The following is a 21,099-nucleotide window of genomic DNA, read 5'->3' as shown; positions in this document are numbered from 1 at the left end:
GGCGTTTCCAGCTCATTTATCGTTTATCAATCTCTGCTTGCAAAATTTTGTTAACCATCGGCGGGTTTGCCTGTCCTTTTGTTGCTTTCATAACCTGGCCGACAAGGTATTTAATCGCGCGGTCTTTTCCGTTTTTGTAGTCGATGATTGATTGTTCATTCTCATCAAGAATCTTGGTGATGATTTCAGTCAATTGGCCTTCATCCGAAATTTGGGCAAGGCCTTTTTCCTTAACAATTTTATCCGGATCGCCGCCTTTTTCCACAAGTTCAGCGAATACTTTTTTAGCGATCTTGGAAGAAATGGTGCCATCCTCGATTAACTTGATCATTTTTGCCAGTGCTTTCGGTGTTAAAGCCAATTCATGCAGTTCTTTGTAATGCTTGTTCATATAACCGGAAACATCACCCATCAGCCAGTTAGATGCTTGTTTAATGTCCGCTCCGTTTTGGACTGCTTCCTCAAAGAAATCAGACATTTCCTTGGAATTGGTTAGGACAGCGGCGTCATATGCAGGCAGTCCTAATTCATTGATATACCGCTGCAATCGTGCGTCAGGCAATTCCGGAATCTGCTGGCGAATGCGTTCTTTCCATTCTTCATCGATATAAAGTGGCACAAGATCAGGCTCAGGGAAATAGCGATAGTCATCTGAACCCTCTTTCACACGCATTAGAATGGTTTCTTTTTTCTTCTCGTCATACCGGCGTGTTTCCTGAAGAATTTCACCACCGTTCAGCAGCTCTTTTTCCTGCCGCTTTTCTTCAAACTCTAACCCTTTCTGAACAAAGGAGAACGAGTTCAAGTTTTTCAGTTCGGTTTTTGTACCAAATTCCTCCTGCCCGATTGGACGAATGGACAAGTTGGCGTCACACCGGAGCGAGCCTTCCTCCATTTTACAATCGGAAACCCCTGTATATTGGATAATGTTTTTCAGTTTTTCCAAATAGGCATACGCCTCTTCCGGTGAGCTTATATCAGGTTCGGAAACAATCTCAACAAGTGGCGTGCCCTGCCGGTTGAAGTCTACCAGCGAATAGCCGTCATCCTGGTGGGTAAGTTTACCAGCGTCCTCCTCCAAGTGCAGCCGTGTTATGCCGATGCGTTTTTTCGTACCATTAACGTCAATCTCAATCCAGCCATTTTCGCCAATCGGCTTATCAAACTGAGAAATTTGATATGCTTTCGGATTATCTGGATAAAAATAATTTTTTCGGTCAAATTTGGTATCTGTAGCAATATCACAATTTAGCGCCATCGCTGCTTTCATCGCAAAATTGACCGCCTCTTCGTTCAATACTGGCAGCACACCCGGATATCCAAGGTCGATTGGATTAACGTTGGTATTTGGTTCATCACCGAACGCATTCGGGCTTGAGCTGAAAATTTTGGAATCTGTCTTTAACTCTACGTGTACTTCAAGTCCGATAATTGTTTCGAAGTTCATCGTTTGCCACCTCCCAGCTGCGGACGTTGTAGATGATGTTCGGTCGCCTGCTCATATGCATGTGCCGTGCGGTAAACAGTCCGTTCATCAAAGGCTTTGCCGATAATTTGCAGGCCAATTGGAAGCCCTTCTCCGGAAAAGCCACACGGTACAGAAATCCCTGGTACGCCGGCCAAATTTACCGGAATGGTTAAAATATCGTTGGCATACATGGTCAGTGGATCATCGATATTCTCACCGATTTTGAAAGCCGGTGTCGGTGCAGTTGGCCCGATGACGACATCATAGTTTTCAAAGATTTTCTCAAAGTCGTTACGAATCAGCGTACGTACTTGCTGGGCTTTTTTATAATAAGCGTCATAATACCCCGAGCTCAGGGCAAACGTTCCGAGCATGATTCGGCGTTTAACTTCTTCACCAAATCCTTCACTGCGGGAAAGCTTGAACATATCGATCATGTTATCCGCTTTATCCGAGCGCACACCATAACGAACCCCGTCAAAACGCGCCAAGTTGGCCGACGCTTCTGATGAAGCCAGTAAATAATATGCTGCTACTGCATATTTGGAATGCGGCAGGGATACTTCTTCCCATTCAGCTCCAAGATCTTCATACACTTTCAGGGCTTTCATTACAGCTTCTTTCACTTCCGGTGCGACGCCCTCTGCAAGATATTCTTTTGGAACAGCAATTTTCATCCCTTTGACGTCACCAGTCAGGGCGTCCGTATACGAAGGTACGTCAACATTAGCACTAGTTGCATCCATTTTATCCTCGCCGGAGATAACCTCGAGCACCCGTGCATTATCCTCCACGTTTCGTGTAAGCGGCCCAATCTGATCAAGTGATGATGCAAATGCGACAAGGCCAAACCGGGAAACGCGTCCATATGTAGGTTTCATGCCAACGACACCGCAGAAAGATGCCGGCTGACGAATTGATCCGCCGGTGTCAGACCCAAGTGAAAATAGCACTTCACCTGCCGCGACGGCCGCTGCGGATCCACCACTCGATCCACCTGGGACATAATCTGTGTTCCATGGATTTCGAGTAAGCGCCAAACTCGAGTTTTCAGTAGATGAGCCCATGGCAAATTCATCCATATTCAATTTGCCGATAGTAACGTTCTTTTCCGTCTGCAGCTTGTCCACGACCGTGGCATTATAAAGCGGATGATCAAAGTTCCTTAAAAACTGACTGCCGCATGTCGTGCGTAAATCCTTTGTAACAATATTATCCTTAATACCGGCCGGAATGCCGAATAAGCGCCCTTCTTTGTCCGGCGCAGCATCCAACTGTTTTGCCTGATTACGGGCATCCTCTTCATTCAATGTCAAAAACGCCCCGATTTGATTATCGACTTCGTTAATCCGGTCATACGAAGCGTTGACCAAATCTTCGGCAGAAATCTCTTTTCGGTCAAGCATTTCTTCCAATTGTTTGATGCTATGGTCAAATAAAGCCATACCAATCCCTCCTTATTCCAAAATGGACGGCACGCGGAAATAGCCATCCTGCTTGTCCGGTGCATTCTGCAATGCATCTTCTTTTGATATCCAGTCTTTTGGCTCATCGTTACGCATCACGTTTTTCAAATCCAGAACATGCGTTGTCGGTTCTACATTCGTTGTATCCAATTCATTCAGCTGTTCGGCATAGTCGATGATGGAACTGAGCTGTTTGGCAAACATGTCAGCTTCTTCTTCGGTAACAGCAAGTCGCGCCAGATTCGCAACATGCTTCACCTGATCTGTAGAAATATCACTCAAAACGGGCACCCCCAAAATAGTAATGTTAGTTTGTTAAATCGTCGTTACCATTAGTTAAAGACACTATTGATAATAGCAAAGTTCGTGACCAATAAGCAAATAAATCAGAAGAAACAGGTGCTTATTCGGGTAATGAATGTTTGGATGTGGATGTGGCGCTCTGGCTAGAACGTTATCTCGGGTATGAGTGACCAAATACAAGTGCGCGGTGCTGGTGCGGGCTCTCATCACTTGCATGAGTGCCCAAATAGGAGCCCGAAACTCTAATTCGGGCTTTCATCACTCATTTGAACGACCGAATATGGATGCGAGACTCTGATGCGGGCTCTCATCATCCGCCTGAGCGAACAACATCAATCAAAAAAAACTAGTATGTGAAACCCTTTACGATTTCACATACTAGTTATGATAACATTCAAGCATTTCGCCTACTGGAAGGAGCGGCCCCACCAGAGATCGTGCTTTACCTACTATTTATGCAACTCAGCCACCGTCTTATCAAACTCCTCCTCAACACCGTCGGAGGATTTGCCGGATATACTGACGACAACCGCAGCAATCAGGTTGAGGAGAAATCCTGGTGCAATTTCGTACAATTCGAAAATGCCACCTGATAGGAAGTCACCCCAGATGATGACAGTAACCGCTCCGACCACTATTCCAGCCAATGCGCCGTTACGTGTAATGCCGCGCCAGAAAAGTGCCAGTAAGATCGTTGGCCCGAATGCAGCACCAAAGCCTGCCCATGCGTAACTTACCAAATCAAGTACTGAACTCTCCGGATTGATGGCGATAACTGTCGCAATTAATGCAATAACAAGCGTTGCCACCCGTCCAATCCAGACCAGCTCCTTGTCTGTAGCATGACGTCGGAAAATGGCCTTGTAAAAGTCTTCAGCCACAGCCGATGATGATACAAGCAATTGTGAGTCAATCGTACTCATGATTGCTGCTAAAATTGCGGCCAGCAGTATACCGGAAATCACCGGATGAAACAGCAGTTGTGAAAATGCGATAAAGATTTTCTCCGTGTCCGCCAGCGTTTGTACACCATTCTCCGTAACAACTGATATGCCATATTCACTTAATATCGACACATCCTGGGTATTGATATAAGCCAAACCGACAAGACCAGTAAAAATTGCGCCATAAAGTCCAATAATCATCCAAGTAGTTCCAATAAATCTTGCTTTCGGTACATCTTTCGGTGAACGCATTGCCATAAAGCGGACAATAATATGCGGCTGACCAAAATAGCCAAGTCCCCAAGCAATCGATGAAATAATGGCAATAATGCCTACTCCCTCGATCATGTTTAGATGTGCTGGGCTTATCTCACCAACTGCCTGCACTGTTGCATCCCAACCGCCAATTTGATTGATAGCAACAATGGGGACTGCAATTAATGTAATAAACATTAGTATCCCTTGCAGAAAATCTGTCCAAGCAACAGCTAGAAAACCGCCAAGCAAAGTGTACGACACAATCACAATTGTCACAATCCACAAAGCAGATTGGTAAGGTAAGCCGAATGATGCCTCAAATAATTTCGCACCTGCTACCATTCCCGATGACGTGTAAAAGGTAAAGAATAATAGAATCACCAGTGCTGAAATAACACGAAGAAAATGGGAACGGTCTTTAAAGCGATTCTCCAAAAAATCCGGAATGGTAATAGAATTATTAGCAACTTCCGTATAGACTCGCAGTCGTTTAGCTACAAATTGCCAATTCAAATACGCCCCCGTAGACAAACCGATTGCCATCCAGGCTTCTGCCAGCCCTGAAGCATAAATAGCCCCAGGCAATCCCAGCAAGAGCCACCCACTCATATCCGAAGCACCCGCACTGAGCGCTGCCACTCCAGGCCCTAATTTGCGCCCGCCAAGGACATAATCCGATAAGTCATTTGTCATTCTATACATAATAATACCAATCACAAGCATCCCGATAAGGTAAACGATAAACGTTATTAAAGTCTCTAGCTCCATTTACTTTTGCCTCCCTTCTGTTATTAATGTAATAATGGATAACACAATTAATATCGGCATCGGAATGAACAGCCACATCCATGTTGCACCTGAAATAGCATATTCCACAGCGTTTCACCACCTTTTTATCCTTTAATTCAATCTATGCTTCATAATGTTAATACTATTATAATTTATATCAATACGACAAACAAATACAATTTTCGCATAAATAACAAAAAAGCCGCACGTTTTCCGACTTTATAAGATTTATAAACCAGAAAAAAAGCCTGAAATAGTTCTCAATACTATCTCAGGCAACTAATACTTTATATGTCCCATTCATTTATCGAAAATATGAACAACTGGATCTTTATCCCCGGCTTCACGGTATATAACACTTTCCATTCGCTTATTAGTCTTAATCTTGACTTCCAGTTCATAGTAGTTCTGGAACATTTCCTGAATAAGTCCATAGGTGTACTGTGTAAATCCAATTACTTCACCTTTTCCGAAGAACTCCAATGGAATTTCCAATGTCAGCTTTTGCAGTTCTTCATTAACGTAAAATCCTTCTCCAATAACACCCACGTAATTAGGAAAGTATTCTTGTATTTTATTACTGAAGTCGTTAATGAGCTGTTGCTGATCATAATATTTCTTTTCACCTTCATCCGATGGGAAAAGGATGTTTTCTTCATTGACAGTTTCCCAGTCACCGATCGTCATATCCCCGCCGGATACCTGCGTCTTGGCTACATAGCTTCCAGGAACAGGAGAACCTTGCTCTTCCTCCCGATAGAGTGCAAACATGATTGGGATATCACTCATCCCATCGACTTTCCTCACACGCTCAAGAACAGTTTGTGTTATTTGCTTTCCTTTTTTCAGCATCGTTTTTTTATCTATTTTCTTATGATAAGTCGGTCCGCCGATTTCTGTCTGAAAGGCATAGTCGGACTTCATTGCAATGCCAATGGATGCTCCGATAAGTTTGACAGTGTTGTCTTCATTCTTTTTCAGGAAATTGTGTTCCAGTATATGCGTCAAATATTTCGGGTTTTCTTTCTGTTGCTCTTTGGATTCATCATCCGCAATGGCAGGGTTCAGCCCCAGCTGAAGTTCTGTTCTAATCGCTTCCTTATCTTCCTCGTCTACCTTCGAGCCATTTTTCTCAAGCTGTTTCACCCGTTTGTTAAGTGCCTTTTCCAACTGGTCTTTCGTTACGTCCCGGTCCAACCATTTGTACAGCATATCGGAAGTTAAGTATTGTCCTTCTTCAAAAAAATATTTTTCCGGATCATAATAAGCTTTAGAAAGACGCCGCAAGCCTGTCTCCATTTCGCCGATGTCCATTCGGTTCATCACCTGGTTCGTAATCACCCCACGCGAAGAACTAGTGCGATACGGTAGAATGGTTCGGTAATTCTCGTCAGACAACTGGTAACTGGGGACGATTGACTTCTCCTGCTGTTTTGTATCATTTTCCTTTTCCACCACTTCATCTTCATTATTATTTAATGATGGTGCACAGCCTGACAGAATCAGGAGTGTGATGGCCAGCCATAACAATACTTTTTTCAACATGTTCCACCTCTTATTGGTCTAAAACTTCGCTAAGCTGCTGTTCATTCCAAACCGTGATACCCAGTTCTTCGGCCTTTTCCAATTTTGAACCGGCATCTTCCCCGGCAACGACGATATCTGTTTTCTTACTGACGCTACCCGTTACGGTTCCGCCTAACTGTTCGATTAACGCTTTAGCGTCGGAGCGGGTGAATGTTTCCATTTTCCCTGTCAAAACAACCGTCTTGCCGGACAACGCCGTATCTTCTCTTGTTACCTGCTGTGCGGGACCATCGTAAGTCATATGAAGCCCAAGGGATTTCAGTTCACGAAGCAGGTCTTTCACATGCTCTTCTGCAAAATAGCGAGTGATTGAATCGGCCATTTTTTCACCGATTTCATTAATGGCAACCACATCAGCAAACGTCGCCTGTTGTAAATTCTCCATTGTTTGAAAGTGAGCTGCGAGTGTCCGGGCCGCTTTAGCCCCAACGAACCTAATTCCCAGTCCAAACAAAAGCCGTTCCAGTGAATTTGTTTTGGACGTTTCAATAGCACGCAACAGATTGTCAACTGATTTTTCACCCATTCGTTCAAGCTGTAATAATTCTTCCCGCTGCAAACGATAGAGATCGGCAATCGTATGGACGAGTTCATGTTGGAACAGCTGGTGGATTACTTTTTCACCAAGTCCGTCTATATTCATTGCCTCCCGGGAGACAAAATGAATGAGTCCCTCTTTCAACTGTTGCGGACAGTTCGGATTAATGCAGCGCAACGCAACTTCTTCTTCAAGCCGGACAAGATCACTGCCGCATGCCGGACATTTATCAGGCATGGAAAATGTTTTTTCATCACCAGTGCGTTCATCCTCTACCACACGAACCACTTCCGGAATGATGTCTCCGGCTTTTTTAATAACAATCGTATCGCCGAGCCGGATGTCCTTTTCCCGGATCAAGTCTTCATTATGCAGTGAAGCACGTTTAACGGTTGTACCGGCAACCCGTACAGGATCAAGAATGGCTGTCGGCGTAATGACACCGGTCCGGCCGACACTTAGTTCGATATCACGTAAGGTTGTAAGTACTTCTTCGGCTGGGAATTTATAAGCAATTGCCCAACGCGGACTTTTAGCAGTAAATCCTAATGCTTCTTGTTGCTCAAGATTATCCACCTTGACGACAATGCCATCGATTTCATAATCCAGATCAGGACGTTTTTGCTCCCAATACCGGACAAATGCTATGACGTCATCAATCGTTGCACACTTCCGCCATTCCGGATTTGTTTTGAATCCAAGCTCTTCCAGATATTCCAGTCGCTCACTATGTGATTCCAGTGAGCCGGCTTCCCACTCGCCGACACTATAAAGAAAAATGTCAAGATGGCGCTTGGCTGCAATTTTCGGGTCTAGCTGCCGGAGTGATCCGGCAGCAGCATTACGAGGGTTGGCAAATGGCTCGTCCCCATTGGCTTTGCGCGCTTCGTTTAGTTTAAGGAACGATTGATGTGGCATAAACGCTTCCCCGCGTACCTCCATAGCGCTTTGTTCCGGGATAGACAGCGGGATGCTGCGGATGGTTCTTAAATTGCTCGTAATATCCTCGCCGGTCGTCCCGTCTCCGCGGGTTGCACCACGTACCAATTTCCCGTCTTCATAGGTTAGTGACACGGCAAGACCATCAATTTTCAATTCACATACGAACGAAATCGGCGCATCGACTCCCTGACTGGCACGACGCGCGAAGTCACGCAAATCGGTTTCATTGAAGGCATTTCCGAGACTGAGCATGGGGATGCGGTGCTGGACTTTTTGAAAGGCATCCAAAGGTTCACCTCCAACTCGCTGCGAAGGGGAATCCGCAGTGACCAGCTCGGGAAAGTTGTTTTCCAGTTGAATGAGTTCCTGCATCTTTTTGTCGTATTCCGCATCAGGAACGCTTGGCGCATCAAGTACATAGTATTCATGATTATAATGGTTCAATCGCTCCCGCAATTTTTCGATTTGCGCTTGTGCTTGTTCTTTTTCCATTGCTGCGGCACCTCCTATTGTTTCGTGATTGGTGCGAATTTAGCAAGTAAACGTTTGATGCCTGTCGGTGCCGGGAATGCGATGTCAAGTTCCATCGATTCGCCTTCCCCCTGTACCTTGACAACGGTGCCGACACCCCACTTATTATGCGCTGCCTTGTCACCGGGACTCCATACTTCTGATTCTGCTCCGGATGTCTGCTCAATTTTACTGGCACGGCGCTTCGGTGCTGGTTTTTGGTTGGATTTACTGATGGAACCATACATCGTGGCACGTGCTTCTTCAATTCCATCAACAAGGTCTTCCGGGATTTCATTGATAAACCGACTAATTGGGTTCATATTGGTTTTCCCGTATAAGGTGCGCATTTTCGCATGTGTGAGGTGGAGTTCCTGTTCGGCCCTAGTGATTCCTACATAGGCAAGCCGACGTTCTTCTTCCATTTCCTCATTGTCCATCATAGACCGGCTGTGCGGGAAGACATTTTCCTCCATTCCGACTAAGAATACGACCGGGAATTCCAAACCTTTAGCGGCGTGCAATGTCATCATGGTGACTTTCGGTTCATTTTCTGCTTCCTCATCATCCACACGGTCAATATCCGCAACCAGGGCAAGATCAGTCAAGAAGGCGACAAGTGTCTTATCATCGGCCCCCTCTTCAAATTCCTGTGTGACCGTTTTAAACTCTTCCAAGTTTTCCAGCCTGCTTTGCGATTCCAGGCTCCGTTCATTCTTCAGCATTTCCTCATAGCCTGTCCGCTCTAAAACGGTATCCACCATATCCGTAGCTGTCAGAAATTCTTGCTGCTGAGCAAGGCTGTGGATGAAGCGCTCGAATTCTGACAACGTTTTAGCAGCATTTTTCGTTACACCGACAAAATCAATTTCTTTCACTGCCTGGGAAAAAGATATACCTTCTTCAGCTGCATACGAACGCAGTCTCTCAACAGATGTTTTCCCGATTCCGCGTTTTGGCACATTCACAACTCGCTCAAAACTGATATCATCATTAGGATTAGTAATTAAACGCAAGTACGCGATTAAATCCTTTATTTCTTTCCGATCATAGAATTTGGTACCGCCAACCATCTGATAGGCGATATTCGATTTCATCAACGTGTCCTCTATCGCACGCGACTGGGCGTTCGTTCGGTACAGAATAGCCATATCATTCAGGGTAAAATCGCCCTCCTGCGTCAACGCCTGAATCTTATCTGTTACATACAGCGCCTCTTCCTGTTCGGTTGCCCCCTGAAAGTAGTGAATCTTTTGACCATCGTCATTTTCCGTCCACAAGTTTTTTGGTTTTCTGCCGGAGTTATGTCCGATAACGGTATTCGCTGCGTCCAGGATTGATTTCGTTGACCGATAATTTTGCTCTAGGTAGATGGTGCGTGACGACGGATAATCTTCCTCGAAAGACAGAATATTAGAGATGTCCGCACCGCGCCAGCGATAAATCGACTGATCGGAGTCACCTACAACACACAGATTCTGATACCGGCTTGCCAGCTGTTTCACAAGATAATATTGCGCATGGTTTGTATCCTGATACTCATCAACATGGATATACTGAAACCGCCGCTGATAGTATTCCAGCACTTCCGGCACACGCTTGAATAAATGAATCGTCTGCATAATCAAATCGTCAAAATCGAGCGCCTGATTTTTCTGCAATGTTTTCTGATAGCGTTCATAAACTTGAGCAACCTGACGCTGAAAGAAATCACCGACTTGCTTACTGTATGCTTCCGGTGTAATCAGTTCATTTTTAGCCCCGCTAATCTGACCTAGCATACCACGTGGATCAAACTTTTTCGTATCAATATTTAAATCCTTTAAAATCTGCTTAATAACTGACAGCTGATCACTGCTGTCAAGAATCGTGAAATTGGTGCTATAGCCAATCCGGTCAATATCCCGTCGAAGGATGCGCACACACATCGAATGGAAAGTGGAGACCCAGATTTGTTCACCTCCTGCACCAATAAGTTTGTTCACACGCTCTTTCATCTCGCGTGCTGCTTTATTCGTAAACGTAATGGCTAGAATGCTTCTTGGTGAAACATCCTTTTCCTTAAGCAGGTAGGCAATCCGGTGTGTTAGCACACGCGTCTTACCACTTCCCGCTCCGGCCATAATCAAAAGCGGTCCCTCCGTATGTTGAACGGCCTTTTTCTGTTCGTTATTTAATCCGTTAAGTAATTTATCCATTGTTTGACTCAACAATGACACCACCTTTAAGAGATGCAATTTTTATTTTGTTCGTTCATTCACTGCCTTGACTGTTTTCAATGCCTGTTTGATGTTATCATAAATCAGATTTCCGACAATGATAGCATCAGCATGTTCCTTCATTTCCCGTACTTGAAAGTTATTTTCAATGCCGCCACCATAGAAAAGCTTTGTATGATGCAGTTCACTTTTAACGCTTTTAACAAGTTCCGGATCGCCGTATGTTCCACTGTACTCCATATAAAAAATCGGCAAGTGAAACACATGCTCCGCCATATGGGCATAAGCTGCCACATCTTCAGCATCGGGCATCGCACATTTTGCTTTTTGGAACGCTTTCGCATCCTCATTTAAAATGCAATAACCTTCAACAAACATTTCATCCCAGTTGATGAGTTCCTTATATTCCTTGATTGCCTGGTGCTGCAGATCCATCATCCACTTCTTGTCTGTCGTGTTCATGACCATTGGGATGAAGTAGTAGTCAAAACCAGGCGTAATGGATTCCATATTAGCAATTTCAAGAACACATGGAACAGTATGCCGGCGGATGCGGGCCAAGAGATCTAGCACGCCATCCAGTGTCACACCATCCGTGCCCCCTACGATAACAGCATCGGTCCCTGATTCACAGATTGCGTTAATATCATCATCAGAAATTTCCTTGGCAGGATCAAGTTTAAATAAGTGTTTCCATTCGCTTATAGAATAATTCAACGTTCATCCTCCATCAGCTTAGTTGCCGGACAAATTGCTTTTTCATTTCATCAGTCCAGCCCCTATAATAGATTTCTTTTTCAATTGATTCTTAAAGTACGTGTGAACAACCTCTTAAAGTATATCAAAAAATGCGCTTGGAATTTAGTGATTTTTGTTGGTTTGTTTTTGTTTTATGTTTGGAGTAATGCAGTGAGAGTATTTACGGAGGCTGTTTATAAGTAGAAGTTAGAAATAGAGCGGCTATCTTAAGGGGAGAGACGGTGGCTCGTTTATTCCAGGAAGGTCAGACTAAGGGGATGAGTGGGGGATAAAACCCCACTGATTGAAATTCGCTTTATTCATCCCTGTCCTCTATGCGGTCCAGCACAATTTTATAGCCATCACTGCCATAGTTGATACAGCGTCTCACGCGCGAAATGGTTGCCGTTGAGGCATTTGTCTCCTCTTCAATAGCGCTATATGTATGGCCTTCCCGCAGCATTTTGGCTACTTGCAACCGCTGTGCCAAGGCATTTATTTCTGACATTGTTGCAATATCATCAAAAAACTTATAACATTCCTCGCTATCCTCCAATGAAAGAATGGCGTCAAACAACTGATCTAGCTGTTTTCCGCGCAATTTATCAATTTGCATGGTGACACCACCTGCTTTCTATTCATTTGTTACTGTGACCGACTGAGATAAGCCCGGATTAGATGGGATTATATTTATCCATGTTTTACCGGCTACAAAGTTAACAGGTTCTCCGTCTTTGACAGGAATAATCCGGCCATCACGGTTTTCCCATTGAACTTTTCGGATCTTCCCTTTCTGAATTAGATACGCATTCCCACCTGAGGTTATATCAATTGCCCGCCGGCCCGCATTATCAATCACTTGATGCGGTGTTTCTACAATAAAAATATTGTCTATCGTGATTGGCTCGTTCGTATGTCGTTCGACCGTTTGTTCTCCGTCACTGTATCGTGCATATGTTTCGCTGTTTTTATCATACTTATATTTTACAATATTCATCAGTCTATTAGAATACACAATTTTAACTTGGTTGGCAGCATCGCCTTTAATAGCTGCCGCTTCTTCCCTTGATGCGAAGGAAAGCGGCTCATACGAATGGGTAATATTGTAACCTTTGTTCTGGGCGACGTCATATACCGCCCCAAACTGTAGATACGAATTATGTGGTGCTCTCCGTAATGACCCCCGTTCAAACAAATGACCGTCATCATCATACAAAGCGCCGTCCAGATGTTCTATTTGCCTACTTTTGATCATGTCATTGACAAAATTAGCTGCTCCGTGATAAACGTACAAAGCTCCATAACCGCTTGCCAATTCGAAATAGTATTCCCTTGCACTGCGCACCGGGCCTACAACGTCAGGTTTTTCACTCTGAAACAAGGCTAGAAAACGGGTAATCTGACCTTCCGCGAGAATCTCAAAGACAATATCCGCCTTAGAAAGTCCTGTTTGCGGTCGTGCCTTGCGGTGATTATTGACCATCACACCGACAATCCTGTCTTCTGCTGGATTTTCTGTTTTCACTCCTGTTAGCGGAAACGTATGAGCCTTTTTAGGTGACGCCTTGGCCTGTTCTTTCTCATCCGTTTCATTTGCTTTTGTTTCATTGTCCTCTGCTGTTTTCCCCTCTTTGTCGGAGCATGCAGCAACCAATAGCAGCATGGCCAACATAAGGAAGAAAAATAACTTCTTCAAAATTCCACCCCTTTGATCATCAATGACCCGGTTAACTGTTCCCATTTTGCCAAGGTACAGTTAACCAGTTTAATAGAAATCTGTGCGTTCTTCGATGTCATATATTCCTTAGCTTTCATTATACGTCATCGCATGATCGCTGGAAAGAGGACTTCACGTTTCTTCACATCAATGATGCCCTGCTGGGTAACACGAATGTACGGCAAATGCGTTGAGGATAGGAATAAAATCGTATAAATAGGATCACGAAACGGATAACCGAAATCCTTCAGCAGTTGTTTTAAATCTTTTTCTTTCTCCATCAAATCGGTTATGCTTCCTGCAAACATACTTCCGGACAATGTTAAAGGCAACTCGAACAAAATCTCTCCATCATGAGCGATAACAATGCCCCCGCCAAGTTCTTTCATTCGTTTCCACGCAAGTAGCATATCCTGTTTACTTTTTCCAATAAAGACAATGTCACCAGTTGTCGAATACGAACTTACCAAGGCGCCCAATCGATTGGTAAACCCTTTAATGGCAGTATTGACACGCCACTGTCCATTCCGGTCCATCAGCATTAAAAAGGCATCATCCGTATTAGACGGAATGATATCAACGGTTACGTCCGTGTTGATTGCATAAGCCTTAATAATCACATCGTTTTTGAGATACAAGCCAAGCGGAACAGAAAACTGCATATCTTCCATTGTTAAATCCCATGTGAATGCAATAGGCCGAATATCATGGCTAGCCCAATCAACTTTTTGAGATGGTTGTTTTTCTGCATCACTTTTTCCAATCCATTTTCCCTTAGAGAGAACACTTATCGGATGCGGATCCGCTTTATGTTGCAATATATTAATATTAGCCAGCCGACCGGGTGCTATACAGCCAAGTTCCTCGATAAGCCCGTAATAATTTGCCGCATTATGCGAGGCCATCCGGTATGCATCTGCTAACGGGATACCTTTTTCAATAGCAATTTCAACACAAACATTCATAATACCATTTTCATAGAATCCGGGCGTTGATCCATCCGTCGTCATCATTAAATGGTCAAATGACTGCAAACCTTCCGCAAGCAATTCCTCAATCAATACAGGCAAATCAGGACGGATAGAGGAATAACGCAGTCCTACTTGATACCCAAGCTGTAAACGCTGCATAACCTCTTGTCCGGTTATCGCTTCATGATCCGCCGAAACACCTAACAGTTTCATCTTCGTCAATGTGTGCTCAGACGCACCCGGGAGATGACCTTCCACAGGCATGCCAAGACGCTTTGCTTCCTGAATCCAATACAGAAGCCGGTCATCACCATCAAGCAAACTTGGCCATGATGTCAGTTCCCCGCCTTGAATAACAGATGGTTGCTCTAACCATGAAAGCACATTGTCGGTACTGAATAGTTCTTCCTCATCTTTTAATGCCGTCTGTGAATCAAACCTAGCCCACCAATACATGGAAACAGGCAAACGCTCGAGTGCACCTAGTAAGGAAAACGCTTTCTTTTTATTAAGTAAAAAATTCCATATTAAATTGTCATTAATATATGCCGTCGTGCCATAACTCGCACCGTGCATGGCAAACGCCTCAGGATTATATAATTGAAAAGGATGTGCGTGCGGCTCAATATAGCCGGGAACAAGGTATTTCCCGTCACAGTCAACAACCTCTGCATACGCACACTGTTCCGGAAGTTCGTCACCTACGTACACAATCCGGTCACGCATAATCCAGATGTTCGTCTTTTGCCATTGTTTTGTATAGGTATTTAAATACGTTCCATTCTTTAAAACGATTGTCGGGGAAACTTTCCCATCAATAACCGATGTATGCTCTCTCAACTCACGGTTTCTCCACTGAAATCTATTCTCTAACATACAAATCAACGCTCCAAAATGTGATTTTATCTATCTTAACATATATTTCAATTTTATACTGTAGCGTTTTCAAAAATGAAAGTGAATCTTTTGTGACAATTTTGTGTCTTAGTGGCTGTGCAGTGTTTTTTGTTATTCAAGCGCAATCGGGCACTCATAGGGACGATGAGCGACCGAATGAAGGTGCAACGGCCGCAATCGGGCACTCATAAGGACGATGAGCGACCTAACGAAGGTGACACGGCCGCAATCGGGCACTCATAAGGACGATGAGCGACCTAACGAAGGTGCAACGGCCGCAATCGGGCACTCATAAGAACGATGAGTGACCGATTGAAGGTGCAACGCCGCAATCGGGCACTCATAAGGACGATGAGCGACCGAATGAAGGTGCAACGGCCGCGATCGGGCACTCATAAGGACGATGAGCGACCTAACGAAGGTGCAACGGCCGCAATCGGGCACTCATAGGGACGATGAGCGACCGAATGAAGGTGCAACGGCCGCAATCGGGCACTCATAAGGACGATGAGCGACCTAACGAAGGTGCCATGGCCGCAATCGGGCACTCATAAGGACGATGAGTGACCTAACGAAGGTGCAACGGCCGCAATCGGGCACTCATAAGGACGATGAGTGACCTAACGAAGGTGCAACGGCCGCAATCGGGCACTCAGCATAAAAAATAGCAGCAGAATCGATTGATTGATTCCGCTGCTATTTCCAACAGCCCCACAATGACTATTCATTTACCATGGTATCCACCATCTGTTTCACGAGTGCTTTTGCTGATGATACACCTCCAATGACCGGTGTATCCCCTGGAAGATAATGCGCCCGCTCACCTTCAACAAAATTCAAATTCTCCCACGCCGGATTACCTTTGAGTTGATTTTTAAAGATGTTGTCATCCTCCTGCACAATAGAAAAGAAATGAAGGTCTTCATCCTGAAAGCGCTGTAGCGGCTCCACGCCTATTTCTGAAAACCCATATGTTTGAGGTTCATCGGTTTCATATGCATTGGTAAGCCCAATGTTATTCAGTGCCTGCACCGGATAGGAATTATTTGCATATAGCCGTAATATCGGGGAGTTTTGTGATGAGAAGGCCATTGTCAGTAAATACTTTGCATCTTCTATCCCCGCATCAGCCAGGCGCTGTTTTTGCTTATCATAAAAATCGTCTAAATCAGCAAGTTTCTGTTCAGCTTCATTTTCTTTACCCGTTACTTTCGCAATTGTTTTGAATTCACCCATCAATTCATCGTACATATTGGCTGTACCTTCCTTACTGTATGTCATCTGAGCCATTATCCGTTTTTTCTTGATTGTCGTCCGTACCGCATGCTGCTAATAATGTCAGCAAAGTAATACCAATCAACAACAGCCACTTCTTCATCCTGTTCACTCCCAATATGGTTTTTCAGTGGTATCGTCCCCAAAAGCCCTATTCGTTATGTATCAAGTGAATCTACGGGGTTACCACACCGTCGCAAATGATAATGATTATCATTTTCTTACAATCAAACTATATACGCCGCTTTTTTTCCTGTCAACCTTTTCTTTTATACTTCAATCGTGTATAATTTAATGAGAATGATAATCAGTTACACATGGTCTGAGGAGTGAACGGCATTGACTAATAATGAATTGTTTGATGTTACCATTATTGGCGGCGGTCCAGCCGGCTTGTTTTCGGCATTTTACAGCGGACTCAGGGAATTAAAAACAAAGGTCATCGAATATCAACCATACTTAGGTGGTAAAGTACACGTTTATCCCCAAAAAATGGTTTGGGATGTTGGCGGATTGCCACCACTGACTGGGGCAAAATTTACAGAGCAGATGATTGAGCAAGGATTGACGTTCGACCCTGAGGTTGTGCTCAATGAAAAAGTTGATTCAATCACCCGTACAGAACAGGGCATTTATGAGTTACATGCCGCCTCAGGTCATGTACATTATTCACGAACTGTTATCATTGCAGTCGGCAGCGGAATATTGAATCCTAAAAAACTAGCAATCAGCGGCGCGGAAAAATTTGAGGATGCCAATCTGTACTATTCCGTGGAGTCACTGCAACAGTTTAAGGATAAAACTGTGATTATCTCCGGTGGTGGCAGCTCGGCGACCGACTGGGCCAATGAGCTGGAGCCTATAGCCAAGCGTGTTTTCATCACTTGCCGAAAAAATAATTTCGATTGTCACGAATCACAGGCGACCCAATTAAGGAACGGCTCTGTCGTCTGTTTCTTCCACACATCGATAACCGACCTTGTTGCAAGTAGCGACGGCGAATCCATTGAACAGGTTGAGCTGACGAATAAACAGACGGGAGTGGTCAATCATCTTCCGGTGGATGCAGTGATTGTCAATCATGGCTATGAGCGCGATACATCGTTGCTTGATAATAGTAATATTGATATTGCCATGGAAGACGACTATTTCGTCTCCGGCAACGCCAAAAGCGAATCTTCACTGGACGGACTGTACGCTGCCGGTGACATCCTCATGCATGAAGGAAAACTGAACTTAATTGCCGGTGCCTTTCAGGATGCGGCCAATGCAGTTAACCAGGCTAAACAATTTATTGAACCTGACGCTGCTAAAACAGCAATGGTTTCCTCCCATAACGAAGCTTTCGAGGAACGCAACAAACAAATTATTGAGCAAATGATTAAATGAAACTTCCATTAGCAGGGGTTTCTTTAAAACTCTCATAGCTAAAAATACAGCCCGCCCCTCCTCGAAATGAAAGGGTGGGCTGTTGTTGTGACAATTGTAGTTGCTTATAGCTAGTTCATACTAGTTGTTTGTGGTGAGTTTCGACGGTATCGTGGGCCGGGCTATATCTTTTCGGTAAAAGAAGGCATCTGAATCGATGTGTTGATCCAGCCAATCGTAAGCACTCTGGATTGCTTCGGATAAGGTATCCCCTTTTGCACCGGCTAGAAGAACCCTTCCGCCGTCAGATACGGTTCCGTCAGCCGTTTCCCTGGTTCCGGCGTGCACTACAAATGAATTTTCGTCCGTTGTCAACTCCGGCAACGGTGCACCTTTTTCATATGGTCCCGGATAACCAGCTGATGCCAGGACCACACCGGCACAGCTTTTTGCTTCCCACTCTAGTTCAGGATCCTTGCCATCCAGCACATCGAGAAACACCTGCAAGAGATCATTTTGCAACAGCGGTAAAACAACCTGTGTTTCCGGGTCACCGAATCGAGCATTGAATTCAATGACTTTCGGACCATCTGCTGTCATCATTAACCCAGCATACAGTATGCCGGTAAACGGGTGCCCTTCTTGTTTGATTCCATCGGCTGTCACTTGCAAAATGTTTTCCTTTACTTTCTCTAATGTTTCCGATGAGACGTCAGCCACAGGAGCATATGCGCCCATCCCACCGGTGTTTGGCCCCTCGTCATCGTCATAGGCTCGTTTGTAATCCCGTGCCGGCAACATCGGGAAAACATTGCCGTCATGGACGAATGCCATCAAGGAGAGTTCACTTCCGACGAGACATTCCTCAACCACAATCCCCGGAGAACCCTCCTCATCGTCAGTCAGTTCATCCACCGCGGTGACTGCTTCTTCAATTGTGTTGGCAACAACGACACCCTTGCCTGCAGCGAGTCCATCAGCCTTCACAACGACCGGTGCACCTATTTTGTTTATATAGGCTTTTGCATCAGTTGCTTTGGTAAAACTCGCATAATCGGCTGTTGGAATATCATATTTCTGCATGAAGTCTTTCGCATAGCGCTTGCTTCCCTCAAGCAAAGCAGCTTTCTGCGATGGTGCAAAGATAGCAAGGCCTGCTTCATGAAATCTGTCAGCGATTCCGGCAAGCAACGGGGCTTCCGGTCCGACAATCGTCAAGTCAATTTCCTTCTCTCTAGCAAATTCCACCAGCCGCTCCATGTCCATTTCATTTATGTTTACGCAGGTGGCAAAATTACTAATACCACCATTTCCCGGTGCCGCATAAATCTGATCAGCACGGCCACTCTCGCGCAGCTTCATGATCAAACTATGTTCCCGACCGCCACTTCCAACTACCAACAGATTCATTCAAAACACACCTTCCATCATTAGGGTTTTTCTGATAATATTAACTGTTTAACGGACAAAGTAATTTTACGTATGATTCAAGAATGAACGTTGCACATCAATGCTTGAAGTGCCGCATACCTGTAAAGACCATCGCAATGCCATATTGGTTACACATATCAATCGAATCTTGATCTCGCTTCGAACCACCGGGCTGAATGATGGCACTAATCCCCGCTTTGGCTGCTGCTTCCACCGTGTCTGGCATCGGGAAAAATGCATCAGACGCAAGCACTGCTCCTTCAGCCTTAGCTCCGGCCTGTTTCAACGCAATTTCCGCCGCACCGACCCGATTCATCTGACCAGCGCCAACACCAATCGTCTGCACATCTTTCGCCAGGACAATGGCATTGGATTTAACATGTTTGACTGCTTTCCATGCGAACTGCAAATCAGTTAGCTCATAGTCGGTCGGCCGCTTTTCCGTCGGGTAGATTAGCTGGTCATCGGAAAGGGATCCATCATCAGTCGACTGAATCAATACACCACCATGAACAGTCATCAGCTGATGGCCGCCTGACTGGGCTTGATCCATTTCTACTTGCAATAACCGAATATTTTTCTTTTCCGTTAAAATCGCCAGCGCATCTTCGGTAAATTGAGGTGCAATAACAATCTCTAGAAAAATCTCCCGCAATTTTCTGGCAACCTCTGCGTCCACGGTGCGGTTACAGGCAACAATACCGCCAAAAATAGAAACCGGATCCGCCGCATACGCCTTGGAAAAGGCAGTGCTTAAATCTTCTGCCTCCCCGATACCGCTTGGATTCATGTGCTTAACCGCAACAGCTGCCGGTGCCTGATACTCATTAATCATAGCTAGTGCCGCATTGGCATCCTGAATATTGTTATAAGATAGCTGCTTACCGTGTAACTGATGTGCAGCAGCAAGACTCATTGGTGTGTCAAATGGATTTTTATAAAACGCCGCTTCTTGATGTGGATTCTCGCCGTATCTCGTGTCTGATTCTTTTCATAGGTGACCGTATAATGTTCCGGGAACGATTCGTCGGTGAAATAATTAGCAATCAGTGCATCATATTGGGCCGTATGGCGAAATACTTTTGCAGCCAGCTTTTTGCGTTTGGGCCGGTCCAGTGCGTCATTACGAATGGCATCTAAGACAGCTTCATAATCTGCAGGATCAACGACAGCCGCTACATCGTTAAAATTTTTCGCAGCTGCCCGCAGCATGGTAGGCCCGCCAATATCAATATTCTCGATAATTGTCTGCTCGGTCGCATCTGGTTGATCAAACGTTTGTTTAAATGGATAAAGGTTGACCACTACTAGATCGATAGGTTTAATGCCACTGTCTTCTAGCTGTTGCAAATGTAAGTCCTGCCCCCGATTGGCCAGAATTCCAGCCTGGACAGCTGGGTGCAACGTCTTCACACGGCCATCAAGCATCTCGGAAAAACCTGTCAGATCCTCCACAGCTATGGCGTCAAGTCCAGCATCTCGCAACCGTTTAAGCGTTCCGCCGGTTGAAATGATTTCATATCCCATCTCAATAAGACCTGTTGCAAATTCGGTAACATGACGCTTATCGTAAACACTTATCAATACCCGTCGTTTCATCATAATTCCTCACTTTTGTCGTATTTTCTTTTGTCTGTAACATTCGTAGCCGATTCTTATGGCGGTACGCAACATTTGG

The 21,099-nt window shown here is 44.8% G+C and carries 14 protein-coding genes and 1 pseudogene; 1 reads left to right on the top strand and 14 read right to left on the bottom strand.

Annotation, left to right across the window (positions count from 1 at the left end):
* Positions 1-16: 16 nt before the first annotated feature.
* From gatB to FFL34_RS12250, 12 genes are all read right to left on the bottom strand, one after another.
* Positions 17-1,447, bottom strand: coding sequence for an Asp-tRNA(Asn)/Glu-tRNA(Gln) amidotransferase subunit GatB (gatB, locus tag FFL34_RS12305; protein ID WP_138603691.1), 1,431 nt, complete (start codon positions 1,445-1,447; stop codon positions 17-19).
* Entirely contained in the window at positions 1,444-2,913 is a 1,470-nt protein-coding gene (gene gatA / locus FFL34_RS12300) for an Asp-tRNA(Asn)/Glu-tRNA(Gln) amidotransferase subunit GatA (protein WP_138603690.1), read from the bottom strand. Before gatA ends, gatB begins: the two co-directional genes overlap by 4 nt.
* Positions 2,914-2,925: 12 nt before the next feature.
* Positions 2,926-3,216 (bottom strand): Asp-tRNA(Asn)/Glu-tRNA(Gln) amidotransferase subunit GatC, encoded by a 291-nt coding sequence (gatC, locus tag FFL34_RS12295; RefSeq protein ID WP_138603689.1) that lies wholly within the window; start codon positions 3,214-3,216, stop codon positions 2,926-2,928.
* Between the two features lie 470 nt (positions 3,217-3,686).
* The gene (putP, locus tag FFL34_RS12290) at positions 3,687-5,207 is read right to left on the bottom strand and encodes a sodium/proline symporter PutP (RefSeq protein ID WP_138603688.1); all 1,521 of its coding nucleotides are present in this window, start codon (positions 5,205-5,207) and stop codon (positions 3,687-3,689) included.
* A 321-nt stretch (positions 5,208-5,528) separates the two neighbouring features.
* A complete protein-coding gene (locus FFL34_RS12285) occupies positions 5,529-6,773 on the bottom strand; it encodes a CamS family sex pheromone protein (protein ID WP_234031492.1) in 1,245 nt (414 codons plus the stop codon).
* 10 nt (positions 6,774-6,783) lie between these two features.
* Positions 6,784-8,787 carry an NAD-dependent DNA ligase LigA gene (ligA, locus tag FFL34_RS12280; RefSeq protein WP_138603687.1) on the bottom strand — a complete coding sequence of 668 codons (2,004 nt, stop codon included), beginning with the start codon at positions 8,785-8,787 and terminating at the stop codon, positions 6,784-6,786.
* A 14-nt stretch (positions 8,788-8,801) separates the two neighbouring features.
* Positions 8,802-11,003 (bottom strand): DNA helicase PcrA, encoded by a 2,202-nt coding sequence (gene pcrA / locus FFL34_RS12275; RefSeq protein WP_176960961.1) that lies wholly within the window; start codon positions 11,001-11,003, stop codon positions 8,802-8,804.
* A gap of 42 nt (positions 11,004-11,045) precedes the next feature.
* Positions 11,046-11,741 carry a heptaprenylglyceryl phosphate synthase gene (gene pcrB / locus FFL34_RS12270; protein WP_138603685.1) on the bottom strand — a complete coding sequence of 232 codons (696 nt, stop codon included), beginning with the start codon at positions 11,739-11,741 and terminating at the stop codon, positions 11,046-11,048.
* Between the two features lie 337 nt (positions 11,742-12,078).
* Complete coding sequence (locus FFL34_RS12265) at positions 12,079-12,378, bottom strand: YerC/YecD family TrpR-related protein (protein ID WP_138603684.1); 300 nt, start codon at positions 12,376-12,378, stop codon at positions 12,079-12,081.
* An 18-nt stretch (positions 12,379-12,396) separates the two neighbouring features.
* Complete coding sequence (locus tag FFL34_RS12260) at positions 12,397-13,458, bottom strand: DUF3048 domain-containing protein (RefSeq protein WP_138603683.1); 1,062 nt, start codon at positions 13,456-13,458, stop codon at positions 12,397-12,399.
* Positions 13,459-13,583: 125 nt separating this feature from the next.
* On the bottom strand, positions 13,584-15,326 hold the full coding sequence (locus FFL34_RS12255; RefSeq protein ID WP_138603682.1) for an adenine deaminase C-terminal domain-containing protein: 1,743 nt from the start codon (positions 15,324-15,326) through the stop codon (positions 13,584-13,586).
* Positions 15,327-16,067: 741 nt separating this feature from the next.
* Positions 16,068-16,628 (bottom strand): ABC transporter substrate-binding protein, encoded by a 561-nt coding sequence (locus tag FFL34_RS12250; RefSeq protein ID WP_234031491.1) that lies wholly within the window; start codon positions 16,626-16,628, stop codon positions 16,068-16,070.
* Between the two features lie 333 nt (positions 16,629-16,961).
* On the opposite strand from FFL34_RS12250, the gene FFL34_RS12245 reads away from it, so the two are divergent.
* Positions 16,962-18,011: an NAD(P)/FAD-dependent oxidoreductase gene (locus FFL34_RS12245; protein ID WP_138603680.1), complete on the top strand. Its 1,050-nt coding sequence runs from the start codon at positions 16,962-16,964 to the stop codon at positions 18,009-18,011.
* A 120-nt stretch (positions 18,012-18,131) separates the two neighbouring features.
* Here FFL34_RS12245 and purD read toward each other — a convergent pair whose 3' ends face one another.
* Complete coding sequence (gene purD, locus FFL34_RS12240) at positions 18,132-19,400, bottom strand: phosphoribosylamine--glycine ligase (protein ID WP_138603679.1); 1,269 nt, start codon at positions 19,398-19,400, stop codon at positions 18,132-18,134.
* Between the two features lie 97 nt (positions 19,401-19,497).
* A pseudogene (gene purH, locus FFL34_RS12235) lies at positions 19,498-21,020 on the bottom strand (bifunctional phosphoribosylaminoimidazolecarboxamide formyltransferase/IMP cyclohydrolase).
* Between the last annotated feature and the right edge of the window lie 79 nt (positions 21,021-21,099).

This window comes from Lentibacillus cibarius (genome assembly GCF_005887555.1).
In the GTDB taxonomy this organism is placed as follows: domain Bacteria; phylum Bacillota; class Bacilli; order Bacillales; family Amphibacillaceae; genus Lentibacillus; species Lentibacillus cibarius.
This window is presented reverse-complemented; position numbering and strand designations above follow the sequence as displayed.

Excerpts from the sequence above, each read along its gene's own strand:
- gatB (WP_138603691.1), bottom strand. The coding sequence starts at position 1,447 with ATGAACTTCGAAACAATTATCGGACTTGAAGTACACGTAGAGTTAAAG.
- gatA (WP_138603690.1), bottom strand. The coding sequence starts at position 2,913 with ATGGCTTTATTTGACCATAGCATCAAACAATTGGAAGAAATGCTTGAC.
- putP (WP_138603688.1), bottom strand. The coding sequence starts at position 5,207 with ATGGAGCTAGAGACTTTAATAACGTTTATCGTTTACCTTATCGGGATG.
- FFL34_RS12285 (WP_234031492.1), bottom strand. The coding sequence starts at position 6,773 with ATGTTGAAAAAAGTATTGTTATGGCTGGCCATCACACTCCTGATTCTG.
- ligA (WP_138603687.1), bottom strand. The coding sequence starts at position 8,787 with ATGGAAAAAGAACAAGCACAAGCGCAAATCGAAAAATTGCGGGAGCGA.
- pcrA (WP_176960961.1), bottom strand. The coding sequence starts at position 11,003 with ATGGATAAATTACTTAACGGATTAAATAACGAACAGAAAAAGGCCGTT.
- FFL34_RS12265 (WP_138603684.1), bottom strand. The coding sequence starts at position 12,378 with ATGCAAATTGATAAATTGCGCGGAAAACAGCTAGATCAGTTGTTTGAC.
- FFL34_RS12255 (WP_138603682.1), bottom strand. The coding sequence starts at position 15,326 with ATGTTAGAGAATAGATTTCAGTGGAGAAACCGTGAGTTGAGAGAGCAT.
- FFL34_RS12250 (WP_234031491.1), bottom strand. The coding sequence starts at position 16,628 with ATGACATACAGTAAGGAAGGTACAGCCAATATGTACGATGAATTGATG.
- purD (WP_138603679.1), bottom strand. The coding sequence starts at position 19,400 with ATGAATCTGTTGGTAGTTGGAAGTGGCGGTCGGGAACATAGTTTGATC.